Below are 20465 nucleotides of genomic sequence, written 5' to 3' on the forward strand. Positions count from 1 at the left end.
TATTATTTACTTTTATTTTCTTCCTCGTAACATTTCTCGTTTACCAGGTGGCCCAGGCAACCTTTCAACTTCAAAGCCCACCTCCTGCATGGCTCTTCTTACGCTTCCTTTTGCTGCATAGGTTACTAGTACTCCTCCATTGCGCAGCGCTTCGAACATCTTTCTAAAAATTGATGCTGTCCAGAGTTCCGGTTGTACCCTTGCGCCGAAAGCATCAAAATAAATTAAATCAGCCATTTCAACGTCCTGAAAATCCTCAAACATGATCTCCTGTTTCGTCAATGTAAAGCCTTTATCAATGCCTGCTCTTTTATCCCATACCGAAGAAATTATTTTTGAATACATCGTGGATGCCTGTTCGGCATGCAACTGCTGCACATGATTCAAATTCATAATCATGTCCACCTGTAAGGGATATCCCTCCAAGCCAAAATAATCAATGGTCAGATTCCTTTTTATAGCTTCAAGATAGGAAATAAAACAATTGAGACCGGTTCCGAATCCCATTTCCAATATGGATACTTTGGTACCATCTTCAAAAAGATCGAGTCCATTCTTTATAAAAACGTGGTATGCTTCCTGTATGGCTCCATGCTTTGAATGATAGTTTTCATCCCACTGAGGCAGGTATACACTCGAAGAACCGTCTGAGGTTTTAATTATTTTTCTTTCCATTGCTCGTCAAATCCTTGCAAAGGTAAAGGAATTTATATGCTTTTGATAGGGGTCTCTTTGAATTGTCAAAGGAAACGCAATTATTTTTAATTAATGCCAAACAACCGTAAGAAAATCCTTTTTTTTACAGCCCGGATCAAGTTATAAAAAACAAGGATTTTATACATTTTTCAACGATATTAAGTACTTTTGCTAAAAATATCAGAACAATGAGTTTAGAAGTAAGTCACAAGATCACGGTTGAAAAAACAAAGAATTCTAAATTAAGCCAGGTTGATTTTAACAATCTTCCGTTTGGGCAAGAATACTCAGATCATATGCTGGTATGCGATTATGAGGATGGAAAATGGCAAACGCCCAAGATTATTCCTTATCAAAATATCAGTCTGGATCCTTCAGCGAAAATATTTCATTACGGTCAATCTGTTTTTGAAGGTATGAAAGCATATAAAGATGCTCAAGATACTATCTGGTTGTTCAGACCTCTTGATAATCAAAAAAGATTAAATATTTCTGCTAAAAGACTTGCGATGCCAGAACTTCCTGAATCCAATTTTATGGAAGGATTGGAAGCCTTATTACTGTTGGAAAAAGACTGGATTCCAACTACGAAGGATAGTTCTCTTTATATCAGACCTTTTATTTTTGCTTCAGGAAATGGTTTCCATGCCTCTCCTGCGGATAAATATAAGTTCATTATAGCCTGTTCTCCATCAGGTCCCTATTTTGGTGGGAAAGTAAAGGTTTTGATTGAGCAACAGTATTCCAGATCAGCTAATGGCGGTGTAGGTTTTGCAAAAGCAGGAGGAAACTACGCAGGACAGTTTTACCCAACAAATCTAGCCATTCAAAAAGGATATCAGCAGGTCATCTGGACGGATGATACCACACATGAATTTATTGAAGAAGCGGGTGCCATGAATATTTTTATTCGCATCAACGACACCTTAATTACAGCTCCGACCAGTGATCGGATTCTCGACGGTATTACCAGAAAGAGCATCATTGAAATAGCTGAAGATCAGGGAATCGCCGTTGAAGTGAGAAGTATTTCAGTTCATGAAATCGTAGCAGCCTCAGAAGACGGCAGTCTGAAAGAAATGTTTGGAGCCGGAACTGCAGCTGTTATTTCCCCTATTGCCGGTTTTGGATACAAGGAAAAAGAATTCATGTTGCCTGAATTGGATAACACTTTTGCCTCAACACTGAAGCAACAAATTACAGACATACAGTACAACCGAGCGGATGACAAGTTTGGCTGGAGATATGAAGTAAAATAAAAAAACGAGGGGCAGTATACTATGCTGGCCCTCCGTTTAATATACTTTCAATATTGGGTTTAAAGTAATTCGGACCTTTCATCACTTTTCCATCTTCGCGGTAAATCGGCTTTCCATCAGCCCCGAGTTTACTCATATTACTTCTTTGAATTTCATTGAAGACTTCTTCTATTTTATGTTGCATGCCATGTTCCAAAATAGTACCACATAAAATATAAAGCATATCGCCTAAGGCATCGGCAACCTCTATCAAATCATCGCTCTCAGCAGCTTCTAAATATTCTTTATTTTCCTCATCCATTAAATCAAACCGAAGCTTTAGTTTTTGCTTTGATAAATGAGCGATTGGTTTTTGTTGTACACCTAAGCCAAATGCTTCATGAAATTGTTGAACTGCTTTTATTTTGTTTTTCATTCTAACTATAAAAATTTAACTAATATTTGTGGTGGTAGAATTTTCATCATCATTGCAACCAACCTCCACCTTTTGGTTACATACGCTTTTCTTTTCTTCTTTTTAATGGCCGTATAAATTTGATTGACTGCCTTATCCAATGGAGCCATCCAAAAAGTCGGGCCCGTAATAATATCCGTATCTACATAGCCAGGGAGGATATTGGTAACGGTAATTTTGGCTTTCTTAGTCTTTCTTGCCTTCATCCATAAAGACTCCATATAACTCGATTGAAAAGCTTTAGAGGCATGGTAGGCAGGCACATGTCTGTTCCCCACCAGAGAGGCAATTGAGGTGATACTAACCAAATGTCCAAATCCTTGATTTTTAAAAAAATTGTACGACAACTGATAGATCATTGTGGCTCCAACCACATTGGTTTCAAGGGTTGGCAAGTCCTTTTCCCATTCAAGATCAAAGTTATTCTCACCAATACCAGCATTATGCACAATCAAATCTACCTGAGGCATATCATCCGCAAGCTCTTCAAAAAAGACCTTGCTGTCATCTACTTCTGTAATATCGTGCTTTCTTACAATATATTGTTCCGGACTTTCCTTTTTCAGGGCCTCGAGTCGTTCTTTCCGACGGCCGGTGATAATGACTTGATAACCATCTTTAACCAATAGCCTGGACAGGGCTTGCCCTATTCCCGATGTTGCGCCAAAAACGATCGCTTTTTTACTCATATTATCTTACCTTTACAGCCTTAAATATAACCAAAATGTTTAGTAGAGGACAACTTATTTTTGCCGCAATATTTGCTTTCGCTTTTGTAATTCTGATGATATGGAGTTATCGAAAGGATATAAAATTGCACAAAATCTATTACAACAAAGTTTGGATGGTAGGATTGGGCGTGTTTTTAGCCATCCTGCTCTTTGCAAGCCTCACATTCTGGCTGCATTAATTTACACATGTAATTCCTTTTTGCTCTAAGCAGACTCCACTGGTTTTTCAACCGCTACAATCTTGTACAACTTATCACTGGGCCTGATTCTGAATTCAAGAGGAATCGTGATACTATCACCTCGCTGGGCAAAATCACCTTTTTCGTCATTCACGAACATTTCCTTTATATCAAGTTCTTTTGCTCCTGTAGTAGGGCCTGTTACCAAAATTCTATCTCCTATTTTCAAGTCGAAAGCCTCCAGTTTAAATTCTCCGATATTGGCTTTTGGGAAAAAGTGCATTCCCTTTCCAATATACACTTTCTTCTGAGTAGCATGAGATCCTGAGCCTTTGCTCCATTCTCCTAATTTCTGACCCAGATAATAACCATTCCAGAATCCTCTGTTATAAACTTTTTCAAGTTCAAGCATCCAACCGATGACCTTTTCCTTATCATAGGTACCGTCAGCCAATGCATCAATGGCCTGTCTGTAAGATTTAATGACATTTGCCACATATTCCGGTGCTCTGCCTCTTCCCTCTATTTTAAGTACTTTGATCCCTGCATCAGCAACCTGGTCCAGAAAGTCAATCGTACAAAGATCTTTAGGAGACATGATATACTCATTGTCTAATTCCATCTCAAACCCGGTTTCCTGATCAATTACCGTATACTTCTTACGGCAATTTTGTTTACAGGCACCTCTGTTTGCTGATGAATTATGCGAATGTAAACTCATGTAACATTTTCCGGAAACTGCCATACAAAGCGCTCCATGACCAAATATTTCTATCTCCAGCAATCTTCCGGATGGGCCTTTGATCTCTTCTTTTTCAATCTGTTCCGTAATTTTTTTCACCTGACGTAAACTAAGCTCACGACTTAACACCACAGTATCAGCGAACATGGCGTAAAACTTTACCGTCTCAATATTGGTGATATTGATCTGTGTAGAAATATGTACTTCCATACCGGCTTGCCTCGCCATGGCAATCACAGCCTGATCCATCGCAATTACTGCCGAAATATCTGCTTCCTTTGCCTGTTTCAGCAAAGTCTTTACAATCGTCAGATCGTGATCATAGATAATGGTATTTAACGTAAGATAGGTTCTCACATTCTTCGCTTTACAGCGCATTGAAATTTCAGGGAGATCATCAAGAGTGAAGTTGATAGAGGCTCTTGCTCTCATATTCAATTGTTCAACCCCAAAATAAACAGAATCCGCTCCATTATCCAAAGCCGCCTGCAAAGATTCAAAATTACCTGCAGGTGCCATCAACTCAATTTTATTATTTCCGTTCAATACCATATCGTCAATCTTAATTTTTAAGAGCCGCAAAATTACGATTTATTATTTAATCAATAATTATCTGTTAAAAATTAAGTGCTTGGCCTTAAATTTGATATAATTTAAACATTGTTTGATTTTCCTAATCAGGATGCTATATTCATCGGCAAATATTTAGCATATTTGCAACTTCAATAAGAAGCATTAAAATTTAATTATTATGAAAATTGCAGTAGTAGGCGCGACTGGAATGGTAGGTAACGTCATGTTAGAAGTACTTGAAGAGAGAAATTTCCCGATCACTGAATTGTTATTGGTGGCTTCAGAGAGATCTGTGGGTAAAACAATCAACTACAGAGGTACAGATTATACCGTTATAGGACTTCAGGACGCTGTAAACCAAAAACCGGATATTGCCTTGTTTTCAGCTGGAGGAGCAACATCTGTTGAATGGGCTCCTAAATTTGCAGAAGTGGGTACCACCGTTGTCGATAATTCATCGGCATGGAGAATGGATCCGAGTAAAAAATTAGTGGTTCCTGAAATCAATGCGGGAGAATTAAGCACGGCGGATAAAATCATTGCGAATCCAAATTGTTCTACGATTCAAATGGTAGTTGCACTGGCACCATTGCATAAAAAATATGGTATTAAAAGACTGGTCATTTCTACCTACCAATCTATCTCTGGAACAGGTGTGAAAGCTGTACAACAGTTGGAGAACGAATACCAGGGAATCAAGGGCGAAATGGCTTACCCTTATCCAATTCATAGAAATGCATTACCACATTGTGATGTGTTTGAAGACAATGGATACACGAAAGAAGAAATGAAACCGGTAAATGAAACCAGAAAAATATTAAACGATGACAGTATTGCGGTAACCGCAACAGCTGTAAGAATTCCGGTTGCTGGAGGACATTCTGAAAGTATTAACATCGAATTTGAAAAGGATTTTGATGTTGATGAGGTCAGAAAATTACTTCATGAAACTGACGGAGTCGTTGTGAAAGACAATTTAGAGACAAACACCTACCCGATGCCTATTTATGCAGAAGGGAAAGACGATGTCTTTGTTGGAAGAATCAGGAGAGATGAGTCACAGAAAAACTCGTTAAACATGTGGGTGGTAAGTGACAATCTGAGAAAAGGCGCAGCTACGAATACAATTCAAATCGCTGAATACCTGATGGAAAAGGAATTGGTTTAATTCCCTTATCAAGGAATAAAAAAAGCTGTTTTCTACGAAAACAGCTTTTTTTTTGATGGTATCACATCTTATTTCTCAACTTTTAAGACATCTTTTATAATTTCTTCCAGGTTGTGTTTTGGCAAGGCACCCTGAGCCATTTGTGGCTGCTCTCCTGCAGGACAAAACAACATCGATGGAATCGATCTGATACCAAAGGCTGCAGATAATTCTGTTTCTGCCTCTGTATCTACTTTATAAATATCAATTTTCCCTTTGTACTCTTCAGATAATTCTTCAAGAATAGGGGCTACCATTTTACAAGGTCCACACCAATCCGCGTAAAAATCTATAATACATGGTTTGTCACCTTCAAATTTCCATTCTTTATTATCAACAAAATTAAAGACCTTCTTTAAAAATGTTTCTTTCGTTAACAATTCTGTCATAAGTATTCTATTTACGTTATATCTTGTTTTTCAATAGAGTGGCAATTAACGTACCACTTTATAAATCAGTACAAAGTGACGCATATTTTGACATTATGTCGGTGACTTAAGTTACAGTGATATAATCAATTGCTTCCCACAATATTCTAAAACAGCTATTAAATGATCAAAAAAAATCCGGCCCTGAGGCCGGATTTCATAGTGTTTACATCTTAATATTTGCTTTCTTCATACTGAAGTGAAACTCTTGATACAGTTCCAGTAAATTCATGATGGCTGAAATCAAATCTTTTGTTTCGAGTAAGTTCCCAAAATACAAGGTGGTATTTTTAGCACTTGACTCCTCAGATCGAATTCTGGTAATTTGTTTTTCTATGGATTTGGAAACATGATCATACAATTCCTGTTTCTCAGCTACTATTTTTGAAATATCTTCGAATTTTCTGTCCTGGAAAATAATAGATATGTCTTTTAACATGGTTGATAACTGATTATCAATGACCTTTAAATCCTTAATCTGGCCCTTTTTCAATTGCTTGTGATTGTTATTCACATGTTTGAAACTCGCCTTAGAAATGTAGCTGATTGACTGAGAAATGTCCTGCAGATAGCCCAGCACAAGTAAGTAAAATCTACTTGCTTCTACAGAAGAATCATCCAATGACTTGATAAAGTAAAAAGCTTCATCTTTCAAAGCATCTACCTCTGAATTCAACTTAAGGACATGCTTGTCTGTTTTCTTCAATTTACTCAAGTCCTGAACAGATAAGTTGTTCACTACATTTGTATATAGTTTATTGGCTCTGCTGATGACTTCCGAAATATGATCTGAAGTTTCTTCTATTACTTCCTTGGCTGTAATTAATTCAGCTCGTTTGATAACTCTTTTCTGGGCAGCTTCCTTTTCCTCTTTTTTGTGCTTTACAAAATTTCGTACCAGGATAAAAAACACTAATAACAGTAACAGGCTTACCGCAGTAATACTTCCTAGGTGTATTAAATAGGTGAAAATGGCAGCAGTTACAAAAGCAATAAAAGCAGTAAAAAACCAACCCCCTATCACATTTAACACTCCGGCTACCCTGTATACGGCACTTTCTCTGTCCCAGGCTCTGTCTGCCAATGAAGTACCCATCGCTACCATGAACGTTACATATGTTGTGGATAAAGGCAATTTATAGGAAGTGGCGATAGAAATCAAAATACCCGCCACCATTAAATTTGTAGATGCTCGTACAGCATCAAAAGCAGGCAATTCATACACCTTTTTCTTAGGCAGGTTTACCACTGGTTTTTCAAACCTTTCACTGATGTTTGTCTGCATGCTTTTAGGAAGCACATAATTGATCCCGTTGATCACCCCTATGGTAGATCTTACGATCACACGAGACAAGGAATTAGGTTGAAAACGCTCATGCCCTTCACTCTGTCTGGCTAAATTTACTTCCGTAGCAGCTACTTTTTTTGCTTTGGAAGAAAACCATAAAGTAACCACCATGATCAATCCGGCAACAAAAAGGAATATAGAAGGCGTAGGCACTTTTCCGGCCAAAACGCCCATATTAAATTCATCGGCCGCCATACCTGAGGCACTCCATGCTTCATATGAATTCCATGCAGCCATCGGGACCCCGATAAAATTCACCAGATCATTCCCGGCAAAAGCCAATGCCAGGGCAAAGGTACCAACGGTAATGATGATTTTATATAAGTTAAATTTTAAATATTTGGTAAGTACAAAGGATAAGCTTGTCCAAAGGAAAAAGGCAATAGCAATAATGATCATTTCATTCCCTTCTAATAAGCCTTTAATATCCTTATAATAAGCGGTCCCTTTCAGACCTTTCATAAAAATAAAATAGGTAATCGAAGTCAAGGCAATACCGCTAAACAGCGCACCGTATATCTTTGGCTTTTGCTCAAAATTAAATGTCAAAAACAATCTTGAAAGGTACTGAACTATGGCACCTATGGAAAAGGCGACAATCACGGAGAGAAATATTCCGGAGATGATTAAAATAGCCTTTTCAGTATTGATGTATTGAGACAAATTAGCCACAGTTTCTCCATCAGAGACCGCAATTTTGATCAATGCCATGGCCACAGCTGCACCTAAAAGTTCAAATACAATGGATACTGTGGTAGAGGTCGGCATCCCCAAGGTATTAAAGAAATCAAGCAGCAATACGTCAGTAATCATCACTGCCATAAATATGATCATGATCTCATTAAAATAAAACTCACTCGGATTAAAAATCCCCTTTCTTGCAACCTCCATCATCCCACTGGAAAAAATAGCCCCAACAGCAATACCTAAACTGGCTACGATCATAATAGTTCTCATAGAAACTACTTTGGATCCAATGGCTGAATTTAGAAAATTTACTGCATCATTACTAACTCCTACAACCAGGTCAATCGCGGCTAATGCCACCAGCGCAATCAACATTAAAATATAGATATTCTCCATGATTTCAAGTATATAATTTTGTGGCAAAGCTATAATACAAATCAGGTTTGTATGTTAACTTAATGTTACGTTTTAAAAAAAATGAATAACATTTACTTAACTTTATATTTACCTCCAGCGGACCTTCCAATTGATCATTGCAGAAGGAAAATTATGCCAGCGTTTTTCCAAATTCAAATTTGAAACTCGTCGGTGTCATCAGCACAATTCCATCTCAGCCGGGGCGAGAACTTTAACAGAAAAAATCGCCTAAATGGTGTTATATTTGTGAAAATTTGCTCCATGTATAAGAAATTTCTTCTGTTGTTATCACTTTGTGTGCTTGTGTACAGCTGTAAAAAAACTAAAGACCCATCAATGGAAAAAGAACATCAATTTACCAACGCTCTTATTAATGAAACGAGTCCATACCTTCTGCAGCATGCGCATAACCCCGTTGACTGGCATGCCTGGAATGACGAAACGCTGGAGCTCGCAAAAAAAGAAAATAAATTACTGCTGATTTCAGTGGGATATGCCGCCTGTCACTGGTGTCATGTTATGGAACATGAGAGCTTTGAAGATTCAGCTGTGGCCGCTATTATGAATGAACACTTTATCAACGTAAAAGTGGACAGAGAAGAGCGACCAGATGTTGATCAGGTATATATGAATGCCGTGCAACTTTTAACAGGCAGCGGTGGCTGGCCACTTAATTGTGTGGCCTTACCCGACGGAAGACCTATCTGGGGTGGCACCTATTTTCCTAAGGATAATTGGACCAATGCGCTTACTCAACTCGCTGATCTTTATGAAAAAGAGCCGCAAAAAGCAGAAGAATATGCTGCTAAACTAACCGAAGGAATACAACAAAGTGGCTTGGTTACTCTCAATGAAGAGGAAGCATCTTTTGATACTGAGGAACTTCAAACCGCCATTGAGGCCTGGATGCCAACGATGGATGAAAAAAACGGAGGAAGAAAAGGAGCGCCTAAATTTCCTATGCCCGGAAACATCCAGTTCCTGCTTCGCTATGCTGTTCAAAGTCAAAATGAGCAAATCATGGACTATGTGAATACCTCTCTGACGCAAATAGCTTACGGTGGTATTTTTGATCATGTTGGAGGAGGTTTTGCCAGGTATTCAGTGGACGATCATTGGCATGTACCACATTTTGAAAAAATGCTTTATGACAATGCCCAGTTGGTTTCCTTATATTCAGATGCTTATTTGGTTACCAAAAACCCTTTGTATAAAGAGGTTGTATATGAAACAATAAAATTCGTTGAAACAGAACTTTACAAAGATATTGGGGCCTTTTATTCATCATTAGATGCAGATAGCCTGAATGAAGAAGGAGAACTGGAAGAAGGTGCTTATTACGTATGGACCAAAGAAGAACTTGAACAGCTCATAGGAGCTGATTACACACTCTTTTCGACATATTATAATGTGAATGGTTACGGAAAATGGGAAGGTGATAAATACCATCTGATTCGTTCCATATCTAAGACAGATTTCTGTGAAGAGAATAATATCAGCTTGGAAGATCTTAATTCAAGGATTGAAAAATGGCATGAGATCTTGCTTACAGCCCGGAACAAGAAAGACAGGCCCAGACTTGATGACAAAACACTAACTTCCTGGAATGCTCTAATGTTAAAAGGCTATATTGATGCCTATCGTGTGTTTGATGAAGAACGATTTTTAGAAATGGCTCTTAAAAATGCCCATTTCATCATTACTAAAATGACCAAGGAAGATGGTGGTTTGTACAGAAACTTTAAAGATGGTAAAAGTAATATAGAGGCTTATTTAGAAGATTATGCCACCGTAACGGATGCCTTTATTAATTTATACGAAGTAACCTTAGATGAAAGCTGGCTTTCCTATGCAAAACAATTCACAGATTATAGTTTTGATCATTTTTATGACGAGAGCAGCAAGATGTTTTTCTTTACTTCCAATAAAGAAAAAGGGCTTATCTCTAAAAAAGTGGAAACCGATGACAATGTAATTCCATCTTCGAATTCAATAACAGCGAATAATCTTTTTAAACTAGGCCACTACTATGCTAACAAGCATTACGCCGAAAATGCAAAGGCCATGCTGAACAATGTGAAAGAAAATTCGATTAGCTATGGTTCAGGTGCTTCCAACTGGCTTAACCTTTACAGTAATTATCTGGGCAATTATTATGAGGTGGCCATTGTAGGGTCTGATGCCCCGGTTAAATTAAAAGAATTGAATGCCCTTTATATACCTAACAAGTTAATTGTCGGTAGCAAAAAGGAAAGTACACTTCCATTATTGGCTTATAAATACAACGAAGGAGAAACAACCATATATGTATGTATTGATGGTGCCTGTAAGTTACCTGTCTCTGAAACAAACAAAGCCTTAAAACAGATGAGCAATTCCTATTAGAATTAGATATTTATGAAATTTGTAATCTTATTTTTTGTTTTCCTGGTCGCTTTTGAACATATCTATTTTATGATCCTTGAAATGTTTTACTGGACCAAACCCAAAGGCTTAAAAACATTTGGAATGAAATTAGAGCAGGCAGAGTCATCGAAGGTTCTCGCAGCGAATCAAGGCCTATACAATGGCTTTTTAGCAGCTGGTTTACTATGGGGAGGGCTTGCTCAATCAACAAATGTTATGATATTCTTTCTGAGCTGTGTTGTGATTGCCGGAGCCTATGGTGCCTATTCCACAAAAAAAATAAGGTTGTTTTATGTTCAGGGCATACCTGCCTTGATAGGATTGATTCTGATACTGCTTACTGAAAATATTTTTTAGGCTTCCCTGCGACAAAATCTTTTAAGTAAAAAGGTTCAAAATAGGCAACATCCTCAAATGCTCCTTTCTTGAACTTATCTGCCGAAAGCCCCGCCATTTCTTTGGCTGAAGGATACACATCATCAATAAATATTGCATTCTTATGAGTAATGTGGGTTTTACACTTTTCAGCGCCGTCACCCACAAAATAAACAATGCCTCTCTCGAGTTCTTCACCAAAGGAACCATCCTCAATGATTTCAGCCTGGGTAGCTCTAATTTGTAGGTATTGATGATCAAAAACAGCGCTGTAAACCTCCATTCTCCGCGCGTCTAACATGGGTACCACCAGCTCACCTTTTTTAAGTGAGACCTGATGCGTCATACTTTCTAATGTTGAAACTGAAATCAGGGGTTTATCTAGTGCATAACATAAACCCTTCGCGGCTGATACACCTATTCTAAGACCGGTATAAGAGCCTGGACCTTTACTAATAGCAATCGCATCTACATCCTGCATGCGAAGCCCTGCTTCTTTAACAGTTTCTAGTATAAAACTGTGTAATTTTTCGGCATGGGAAAATTTGCCTTCGTTCAATTCTCTCATAGCAATTATGTCATTCTCTTTAGATATGCTAACCGAACAGTTCTTTGTTGCCGTTTCTATGTTAAGAATGATTCCCACTAGTTCAGCTTTTATTTACAGATTATCTACAGGAATTCCATAGTAATATTCTAATAACTTCACTCTAAAAATAAAATCGTATTTCGCTCTTAAGAAATCCGAATTGGCCGTTACAAGTCTGTTTTTAATCTGACTGTAGTCAAAAGAATTCAGCACTCCTACATCGAATCTTTCCTGAGCATATTCAAAAGATACTTCTCTCGCTTCCAACGATCTCTTGGTAGCATCATACAATTTTAATGCTCCCACAGCATCCGTATATACCTGGTGAATGATTTTTTCAAGATCCAATTCTTCTTGTTCCAATTGATACTTTTGCTGATCGAAATTGATCTTTGCTCTTCTCACATTATTCGATGCGTTGAATCCATTTAAAATAGGAATCTGTAAAGAAAGACCAAAAGCCGAACCTTTATTATCATTGATCTGACTAAAGAAATCATCTGCAGGGCCTAAAACAGGTCCAAAATTTGGAGAAATCACATTGTCTCCTGTTGTTTCCACCTGCCCAATGACGACTGTTGGATTGTCAGGGTCAATGGCAGAACCAATAACTCTGTCTCTATCTGAATATCTTGAATTCCAGTTATAAAAACCCGATAAGGTAGGCTGCATAGCTCCTTTTGCCAATTTCACATCACTTTCCGCAATCTCAATATTGGTCTGAGCTACTTTAATTTCATTTCTTGTCTCTAAGGCTTTTTCATAGATCATGTCCACTGAATACTCAGGTAAGTTGATCAACGGTAAAGTTTCGATTTCTTCATTGGCAATATCAAAATTATCAAAATCCTCCAATTGCAATAACTGAGCCAATGAAATCTTTGCCAACCGAACTCTGTTCTGAGTAATAATTAGGTTCTGCTCATCGTTGGCCAAAGTTGCTTCTACATCCAGCAGGTCTCCTCGTGGCAGTGTTCCTGCTTCCACCAATTGTCTTGTTCTTTCCAATTGCTCTTGCGTAATTTCAACCTGAGGTATGGCAACATTTACCGCCTCCTTACTGAATAAAACCTCTAAATATCCATTGATCACAAACAAAGAAATATCGTCCTTCATTTTATCCAGTTGATATTGGCTGGCCAAAATGCTTAATTCAGCCCTGCGCAATTCATTTTGATTACGAAGACCTCTATAAATGGCAACCCCGGAAGAAAGACCTCCACTGGTTGTTTGAGTAGTTTGATTGATCAGTACACCTGTGGTAACATCTGTTGTCAAACCAGAATTCCATGCAGCAGAACTGTTAAAATTCAAATTTGGAATAAAATTTCCAATAGCCGCTCTTTTATCTACTTCGGCAAGCGCTATATTATTCTCTGATTGTTTAACACTGATGTTATTTTCAATGGCATAATCAACGCATTCGCGCAAGGTCCATTTCTTTATATCCGGATTGATTTCCTGAGATTGAACAGATAAAATAAAACTGAAAAACAAAATCAGGCTGAGTGGTGCTTTCATAAATGATAACTTTCGATATTGGAATTTTGAATATAAGACGAGGTCTTAAAAAATTTGTTACACTATTTCTTAAAAATTATCTCATTGAAGATTTCTTCCAACTTCTGTAGAATAAAAAGAAGGCTACTGCTATTAATAAATAGGGGAAAGCCATCAGGTAAACGATGCCTGAATTAATTCCTTCCGCTACTTCTTCTCCACCCTGTTCGACCACAGCACGACACATGGCACATTGACCAAAACTATCTATGGAAAACGAAAGAAGTATTATAAAAAGTGTTTTCTTGTACATGCAGCATTATTAACTGATATTGCCCACCTTTGGAATGCAATAAATTAGCGAGGCAAAATTACGCAACTAGCCAAGAATGTCCAAATATTATCGTCGTTTCCTGAGCTATAACACGGAAGAATCAATTTCAATGTCTGCGTGTTCCCAGGCAAGCTCAAATTCGGTTTTAACCTCGGCCGCAGCATCGAATTTTTTCTGCCCGATCAGGCTTTGATGTAAACCCATGAGTGACCATCCATTTTGTCTGTAATAGTCCAGATCTTCACGATAAACTTTTTCAGCCTCAGCAAATTTTTCAGCTTTTAACAACAGAAGACCTAATTGCTGTCTTGTCGGAATATACCATTCAGCCGGCTCGTTATAAGGCAATTCATCTTCATAAATGACCGCCTGCTTTAAATGATCAATTCCGGCTGATAAATCTCCGGAGGCAGCCTTGTATTCACCTGCAAGAGACTCATAGGCTACCTTTGATATATTCTCATGTCCTAATTCTTTATCTCGATTCCTGAGAAATTCAAGTTCTTCCTCGGCTTCTTTGAGATTTCCTTTTTTTAGAAAGGCCATCCCTCTGGAATAATGCCATATCATGTTTAGATATGTATAGGAATCACCTGGAGCCGGAGCAGTGAGGATTTCATTCCATTTGCCAAATCTCAGGTATGCCAGCAAAGGTGTTGATGCTAAATTCTCGAAGACCCTGTCTACTTCAAGCATGCTTGGCGATACTTTTTCAGCTGTTTTCTTGGCAGCATCAATGGCTAATTTTTCATTTCCAAGCATGCTCGCGGCTGACCATAAAAAGTGAATGTTATGGGGATAATAACCCAACGGATACATGCCCTGAGAATAACATTGTGAGATATAATCTTCATCTACCAGAATAGCCTCCTGATTCACCTCAACGGCTTCCTTATACCTTCCAACACGCATATAAATATGTCCCGGCATATGCACCATATGACCTGCTCCCGGCATCAGAACCCTTAGTTTTTCTGCACTGGGCACTGCCATGTCCGGTTTTGGCAACTCCACCATATGAATATAATAATGATGCGCTCCCGGATGTTCTGAATTTATTTCTATGGCTCTTTCCAACGCTTCTTTTGCCTCTGGAATATTTGGTGAAGGATCTCCGTTTTCATCCCAGTAGTCCCAGGGAACGGTATTCATAATGGCAGCGGCATATAAGGTCAAAATATCTGCATCGTTCGGGTATTGCTTCGCCACGCCTGCCATGGCATTCATATACGCTACGTTCAATTCCTTTAATTCCATTAAAGTATCTTTAGAATACCTATCCGCCAATGCTAAAATCATGGCTTTTTCCTTATCGCTCAGTTGCTCCATATTGCTTTTGGCCTTTTCAATCGCTTCAAATGCTTTGAGCCTTCTTTCCGTATCCGGTATCTGGTCATTGATATTTGGTCCTAACACCAGGGCCTGTCCCCAAAACGACATTCCCGCTTTCGGATCCAGTCTGGAGGCTTCTAAAAATGACCGGTGAGATTCTGCATGATTAAATGCAAAGCCAAGATTTAATCCCTGATTAAAAAAGATTTGAGCTTTGTCAGAATCCGTTTGAATTTTGAATTCGTGGGTACCCAGGTTTTCAAACAAAGGAGAAACTTGCTTGCTCGAATCTATTGGGTCCAACATGAAGTTTGCTGAGCTGCACTTTATCACATTCAAACCGGCAACTGCAGGCTTTTTCACATCATTCACTCCAAAAAATCTGAAATAAAGAGTTCCTAAAACGAGGGTTGTCATTACGAAAATAAAGAGGCTAAGTTTGGTTTTCATTTGTTAGATATTAAGGATCATAAAACGGTTGTTGATGGATGTAATTCAGTTCTAAAACATTCTTTTAGACTGAATATCAATGTAATATACAAAATCTTATTCTTACATCCAGCTAAAATGTATGAACTTAATACATCGCGTTTCATCAAAACTCATAAATAAAAATACAGCGAAATGACCAGGCTCTTTTCGATCTGGCGGTGTTACACAGTGTAGAAAGGAGAAATCATCCAATAAACAATCACTCCTGAAATAGTTACATACAGCCATAAGGGAAAGGTAATTCTGGCTATTTTTTTATGTCGTTCGATATCATTGGTCAATCCACGGACAAAAGTGATCAATACAAAGGGTATCACTATTATTGATAAAAGAATATGAGAAATAAGAACAAAGAAATACACCTTTTTTACGATCCCTTCACCGCCGTATGAAGTAGAATCAGAGGTCATATGGTATAACACATAAAAAATTAAAAATAGGGCTGACAAAAAAATGGCAGTTTTCATCAGACGTCTGTGAAGAACTATATTTTTCATTTTAATGGCCCAAAAAGAAGTAATTAATACAACAGCTGTAAGCGCATTTATTCCTGCGTAAATGGGTGGTAAAAAAACAGGTAAGTCTATATCCAGCTTCACCCCGAACAAGCCTGCTACTGCCAGTGGAATAATGACCGACAAAATAACGATAATCCGATTGTATTTTTTTGTTGCTTCCATAGAGCTTATTCTTTTAAGAGTACTTTTATATCCTCTTTGAGCCATTGAATCTCTCTATCTTCAAGTCCATTGTAAAACTTGATGGGATTTTCAATATCTCCATTTTTCACAGTGCGGGATCTTATGTACCCATTCTTATCTATTAAGGCAAATAAACCTGAATGTTCAAAGCCTCCTTCTACATCTTTGTTTTCTCCTGCGTATAACTTAAAACCATCATTTGAAAAAGAGTAGATAGCTTCTTTTTCTCCGGTTAAAAAGTGCCAATTCTTTAAATTGGCCCCTTTTTCAGCAGCATAGGTCTTGAGAACTTCTGGCGTGTCTCTTTCCGGGTCAATGGAAATTGAAGCAATTCCAAAGGATGGGTTTCCATAAAACTCCTTTTGAATCTTCACCATGTTTTCATTCATTCTCGGGCAAATCGTCGGGCAGGAAGTAAAAAAGAATTCTACCAGATAAACCTTATTTTCATAGGCCGCATTCGAAATTAACTGATTGTCCTGATCTGTGAATTCAAACTCAGGAACCTTTTCAAATTTTATCAATTCCTCTCCTCCAGACAGTCTTTCGACAATTTTTGGAACCGCGTATATTCCAAAAATCAATATGATAAAAGCGATCGCTATGTAAGAGTTTTTTTTCATCATTATCTTGCTGAGAATTTCATGTTAGATTTCTCTTTTGTTCTTTTTCAAAGCCAGTCGGTATTCGGCCATCACCACCTTCACATCATCCACCATCTCTTGATGAACAGTAGCAACCGATTCTGCATTATATCCATATAATAGTCCCTCTTCTTTGGCCTCCTCATCGTTTCTTCCACGTAAATTCAATTCCCTGTCTATTATAAAAGCATAAGGACTGTACATATTCTCATCTAATTCATAGCTAGTTTCCAGACTTGCAAACATTTTTTGTACCGCTTCCCTATCACCAAATAAAAAGTGCCATTTATCCACATTATAGGTTGCCCCAAGTTCTTTTTTTAGTTGCCGGGCATCGGCTTCAGCTCCTTCTGGCAACACCACTACAAATTGAAATCCCTTAAATCCGTAAAAATGTTTATAGATCTTTTCATTCAAATTCAAGGCATTCGTTTTGTGATTCAATAAATCACTTCCCAAAAAACACAAGACGCTAATACTATTCTCCAAACGAATCGAATCCTGATCGCTCAAAGAAGTTACATCACTTACTTTTTCTGTTACTACAGGTAATTTTGCAAAATTATTGGTTCCGGTTAAAAGGAATAAATAAAAGACTAAAGGCCCAAAAAAGAGAAGGGATAAGACAATGGTATTTTTACCTGGTTTTGCCATGAAGTAAAGGTATAAAAAAAGTGTTTTGAAAACTCAAAACACTTAAAGATTCGTTTAAAAATGGATTAGTTATACGACCATCTTGTCCATTCCTGATCAATGATCCCTGCGGCATCTCCTTCATACAATAAGAAAAAAGCCAAATAGGCGATTAGGAAAACTACTGGCCATACGATGGACCTTCTAAACCAGGTCTTTTCATCTTTTAAATGCATGAAATACCAGGCAATTCCATATGCTTTTACCAAAGTAAGAATCAGGAATATCCAATTAAGAATGCTCGTTCCCAACACTTGTGTAAGGTTTAAGGAAGCTGGTTTTGCAATCCCCAGTACTACTTCAACGATCGTAACCAGTGAAAGAAAAGCGAATACTTTCCAAATTAATGCTGTGTGTGATTTAGCGTGTGACATGTTATAAATAAATTTTTTATATCAAATAGAAGAACGTGAAAACAAATACCCAAACAAGATCGACAAAGTGCCAGTAAAGACCAACTTTTTCGACCATCTCATAATGACCTCTGCGCTCATAAGTACCGACAATCACATTAAAAAAGATGATAATATTAATCAAAATTCCAGAAAAAACGTGGAATCCGTGAAATCCGGTAATAAAGAAAAAGAAATCTGCAAACAATGTTTTGCCATATTCATTTTCCGTCAGATTAGCACCTTCAACAACCATGGTTGCTTTTTCCAGAAATTTATTCGCCTCTTCTCTCGAAACGATTGTTTTTTCCTTTGTCTCAAGATTGATCAATTCCGTACGCATTCTAATATCAGGATTGGCTGCAAAGCCTTCCTTTACCTGCTGTAAGGTCACAGAAGGAATTGATGCTTCAGAAACGAACCATAATCCATTCTCCTTTTTATGTTGAACTCTTTCCGTGGCCGTATGAGAAGCAAAACTACCTAAACTGATCTGGTGTCCTGAACCATCTACAAACTGCACTATTTTACCATCCTGTAATTGTACAGCTCCATAACTACCTTTGATAAAGGTCTTCCATTCCCAAGCCTGAGAACCAAGGAAGATCAAACCTCCAATGATCGTAAGCCCCATATAGACAATTACTTTTCCTTTTTGCATATGCTTTCCTGCATCTACGGCCAATACCATAGTCACAGATGAAAAAATAAGGACAAAGGTCATAAATGCCACATAATACATCGGAAAATCCCCGTGAATAAAAGGAATGTGGGTAAATACTTCATCAGCAATCGGCCATGAATCTAGGTACTTAAAACGAATAAAACCATAGGCTCCTAAAAATCCTGAAAATGTAAGGGCATCAGACATGATAAAGAACCACATCATCATCTTTCCATAACTCGAATCGAAAGGTCTGTTATTTCCTCCGCTCCAAGCTCCTCCCTTTGGGGAATCAGCAACAATTGCCTCCATAAAAAAAGTTTAATTTAATTGATCTTTTTTCTCTTATAAAACTGACTTTTGTCATGTTTTACACTAAGCAGCAAAAATATAAAAATTATTGATAAATAGAATCAATAAGGTAAAAATGTTGGGATTATCCTATAAAATAGAAAAAGACAAAAAGATAAATCCATAAAGCATCTACAAAATGCCAGAAAATCGCGCCTAAAGAAAAGCCTAAATGACTTTCAGGTGTATACTTGCCAGCTATATTTTTAAACAAAACCACCACCAAGGAAATAATGCCTGCAAAAATATGCAACAAATGGGCTCCCGTGATCACATACAAAAATGAAGAAGCAACATTACTTTGTGGTCCAGTGGTATACAATCCGGCTTCTATTAATTGGTTGAATCCGTTAAATTGATAAAAAACAAAACTCAATCCCAAAATTAACGTAAGCGCTAAAAATAATGTTGTTTTGGTCTGATCACCTGCCATCAAGGTCTTTTTTGCAATATAAAAACAAAGGCTACTGAGCAATATCAACACGGTGCTGATGAAAAAGGCTGAAGGAAGCACAAAACTAACCCAATCTTCTCTTCCCTTGCTCACTACATAAGCACTGGTTAAACCGGCAAACATCATGGTCATACTGATCATAGATATCCATAACATCTGCTTAAAAGTCTTTTCTCTTGTTTTCTGTTCCATGATGTTGTTAGTGTAAGAATTTATCAATCACAAAAATAATTTGGATCAAAGTTATATATAAAACACTTGATAACATAAGCTTTCTTGCCATCTTATCGGATTGTTCCTTGTGTAATTTGACACCGTAATACAACATGATCAGACCCAGACCAAAAATCACAATGGCCGAAACAGGAAGTAAGTACAAATCTCCTGTAAACCTGAACACAGGAAATATGGAGACAATTAACATAAATACGGTATAAATGATAATCAGCCTGGAAGCTTTGGTGTTTTTCTCCCCGGTTGGCATCATGTTAAAACCTGCTTTTTTATATTCATCAAACTGCAACCAGCCAATGGCCCAAAAATGTGGAAATTGCCAAAAGAACTGTATCATAAAAAGCATCCCGGCCTCAATTCCGAAACTACCGGTTGCGGCAACCCAGCCCAACATAAAAGGAATGGCTCCGGGAATTGCACCGACAAACACGGAAAGTGGTGTTACCGGTTTTAAAGGAGTATATGCTGAAGTATATAAAAATATTGAAATGGCTCCAAACAAGGCCGTTTTCTGATTTATGTTAAATAGAATGATCAATCCCAATAAGGTGAGTGTTACAGCAATAAACATTGCCATATTCAC

Annotated in this window: 21 protein-coding genes; 4 read left to right on the forward strand and 17 right to left on the reverse strand. The window is 37.8% G+C overall.

The window, feature by feature from the left end; translation table 11 throughout:
* Positions 1–12: 12 nt before the first annotated feature.
* Positions 13–675, reverse strand: coding sequence for a tRNA (5-methylaminomethyl-2-thiouridine)(34)-methyltransferase MnmD (gene mnmD / locus ACR2MV_RS11495; RefSeq protein WP_434022060.1), 663 nt, complete (start codon positions 673–675; stop codon positions 13–15).
* A gap of 209 nt (positions 676–884) precedes the next feature.
* Here mnmD and ACR2MV_RS11500 point away from each other — a divergent pair, with 209 nt between their 5' ends.
* On the forward strand, positions 885–1955 hold the full coding sequence (locus ACR2MV_RS11500; protein ID WP_434022061.1) for a branched-chain amino acid aminotransferase: 1071 nt from the start codon (positions 885–887) through the stop codon (positions 1953–1955).
* Between the two features lie 19 nt (positions 1956–1974).
* On the opposite strand, the gene ACR2MV_RS11505 is transcribed toward ACR2MV_RS11500, so the two are convergent.
* The 3 genes from ACR2MV_RS11505 to ACR2MV_RS11515 form a co-directional block, all read right to left on the reverse strand.
* The gene (locus tag ACR2MV_RS11505; RefSeq protein WP_434022062.1) at positions 1975–2370 is read right to left on the reverse strand and encodes a hypothetical protein; all 396 of its coding nucleotides are present in this window, start codon (positions 2368–2370) and stop codon (positions 1975–1977) included.
* A gap of 5 nt (positions 2371–2375) precedes the next feature.
* A complete protein-coding gene (locus tag ACR2MV_RS11510; RefSeq protein ID WP_434022063.1) occupies positions 2376–3098 on the reverse strand; it encodes an SDR family NAD(P)-dependent oxidoreductase in 723 nt (240 codons plus the stop codon).
* Between the two features lie 246 nt (positions 3099–3344).
* Positions 3345–4613 (reverse strand): peptidase U32 family protein, encoded by a 1269-nt coding sequence (locus tag ACR2MV_RS11515; protein ID WP_434022064.1) that lies wholly within the window; start codon positions 4611–4613, stop codon positions 3345–3347.
* Positions 4614–4812: 199 nt separating this feature from the next.
* Between ACR2MV_RS11515 and ACR2MV_RS11520 the strand changes: the two genes are divergently transcribed.
* Positions 4813–5802 carry an aspartate-semialdehyde dehydrogenase gene (locus ACR2MV_RS11520; RefSeq protein ID WP_434022065.1) on the forward strand — a complete coding sequence of 330 codons (990 nt, stop codon included), beginning with the start codon at positions 4813–4815 and terminating at the stop codon, positions 5800–5802.
* Between the two features lie 68 nt (positions 5803–5870).
* Here ACR2MV_RS11520 and trxA read toward each other — a convergent pair whose 3' ends face one another.
* Together trxA and ACR2MV_RS11530 are read right to left on the reverse strand one after the other, a co-directional pair.
* Positions 5871–6230, reverse strand: a complete 360-nt coding sequence (gene trxA / locus ACR2MV_RS11525) for a thioredoxin (RefSeq protein WP_434022066.1) — start codon at positions 6228–6230, stop codon at positions 5871–5873.
* 205 nt (positions 6231–6435) lie between these two features.
* Entirely contained in the window at positions 6436–8700 is a 2265-nt protein-coding gene (locus ACR2MV_RS11530) for an inorganic phosphate transporter (protein ID WP_434022067.1), read from the reverse strand.
* 357 nt (positions 8701–9057) lie between these two features.
* Between ACR2MV_RS11530 and ACR2MV_RS11535 the strand changes: the two genes are divergently transcribed.
* Both ACR2MV_RS11535 and ACR2MV_RS11540 read left to right on the forward strand, forming a co-directional pair.
* Positions 9058–11106: a thioredoxin domain-containing protein gene (locus tag ACR2MV_RS11535; protein ID WP_434022068.1), complete on the forward strand. Its 2049-nt coding sequence runs from the start codon at positions 9058–9060 to the stop codon at positions 11104–11106.
* A gap of 12 nt (positions 11107–11118) precedes the next feature.
* Entirely contained in the window at positions 11119–11484 is a 366-nt protein-coding gene (locus ACR2MV_RS11540; RefSeq protein ID WP_434022069.1) for a DUF1304 domain-containing protein, read from the forward strand.
* On the opposite strand, the gene tsaB is transcribed toward ACR2MV_RS11540, so the two are convergent.
* The 11 genes from tsaB to ACR2MV_RS11595 all read right to left on the reverse strand — a co-directional run.
* Positions 11465–12148 (reverse strand): tRNA (adenosine(37)-N6)-threonylcarbamoyltransferase complex dimerization subunit type 1 TsaB, encoded by a 684-nt coding sequence (tsaB, locus tag ACR2MV_RS11545; RefSeq protein WP_434022070.1) that lies wholly within the window; start codon positions 12146–12148, stop codon positions 11465–11467. The genes ACR2MV_RS11540 and tsaB overlap by 20 nt on opposite strands.
* 15 nt (positions 12149–12163) lie before the next feature.
* Complete coding sequence (locus ACR2MV_RS11550) at positions 12164–13612, reverse strand: TolC family protein (protein ID WP_434022071.1); 1449 nt, start codon at positions 13610–13612, stop codon at positions 12164–12166.
* A gap of 76 nt (positions 13613–13688) precedes the next feature.
* Positions 13689–13904: a hypothetical protein gene (locus ACR2MV_RS11555; RefSeq protein ID WP_434022072.1), complete on the reverse strand. Its 216-nt coding sequence runs from the start codon at positions 13902–13904 to the stop codon at positions 13689–13691.
* A gap of 105 nt (positions 13905–14009) precedes the next feature.
* The gene (locus ACR2MV_RS11560) at positions 14010–15707 is read right to left on the reverse strand and encodes a hypothetical protein (RefSeq protein ID WP_434022073.1); all 1698 of its coding nucleotides are present in this window, start codon (positions 15705–15707) and stop codon (positions 14010–14012) included.
* Between the two features lie 203 nt (positions 15708–15910).
* Positions 15911–16429, reverse strand: coding sequence for a DUF420 domain-containing protein (locus tag ACR2MV_RS11565; RefSeq protein WP_434022074.1), 519 nt, complete (start codon positions 16427–16429; stop codon positions 15911–15913).
* Between the two features lie 5 nt (positions 16430–16434).
* Positions 16435–17076 carry an SCO family protein gene (locus ACR2MV_RS11570; RefSeq protein WP_434022075.1) on the reverse strand — a complete coding sequence of 214 codons (642 nt, stop codon included), beginning with the start codon at positions 17074–17076 and terminating at the stop codon, positions 16435–16437.
* A 21-nt stretch (positions 17077–17097) separates the two neighbouring features.
* The gene (locus tag ACR2MV_RS11575) at positions 17098–17748 is read right to left on the reverse strand and encodes a hypothetical protein (RefSeq protein ID WP_434022076.1); all 651 of its coding nucleotides are present in this window, start codon (positions 17746–17748) and stop codon (positions 17098–17100) included.
* Between the two features lie 65 nt (positions 17749–17813).
* The gene (locus tag ACR2MV_RS11580) at positions 17814–18161 is read right to left on the reverse strand and encodes a cytochrome C oxidase subunit IV family protein (protein WP_434022077.1); all 348 of its coding nucleotides are present in this window, start codon (positions 18159–18161) and stop codon (positions 17814–17816) included.
* Positions 18162–18177: 16 nt separating this feature from the next.
* Entirely contained in the window at positions 18178–19155 is a 978-nt protein-coding gene (locus tag ACR2MV_RS11585) for a cytochrome c oxidase subunit 3 (protein ID WP_434022078.1), read from the reverse strand.
* A gap of 124 nt (positions 19156–19279) precedes the next feature.
* On the reverse strand, positions 19280–19840 hold the full coding sequence (locus ACR2MV_RS11590) for a cytochrome c oxidase subunit 3 (protein ID WP_434022079.1): 561 nt from the start codon (positions 19838–19840) through the stop codon (positions 19280–19282).
* Between the two features lie 7 nt (positions 19841–19847).
* On the reverse strand, positions 19848–20465 hold a 618-nt coding region (locus ACR2MV_RS11595; protein ID WP_434022080.1), incomplete at its 5' end, for a protoheme IX farnesyltransferase.

The sequence above is a fragment of the Lutimonas sp. genome, assembly GCF_051011215.1.
Taxonomy (GTDB): Bacteria; Bacteroidota; Bacteroidia; order Flavobacteriales; family Flavobacteriaceae; genus Lutimonas.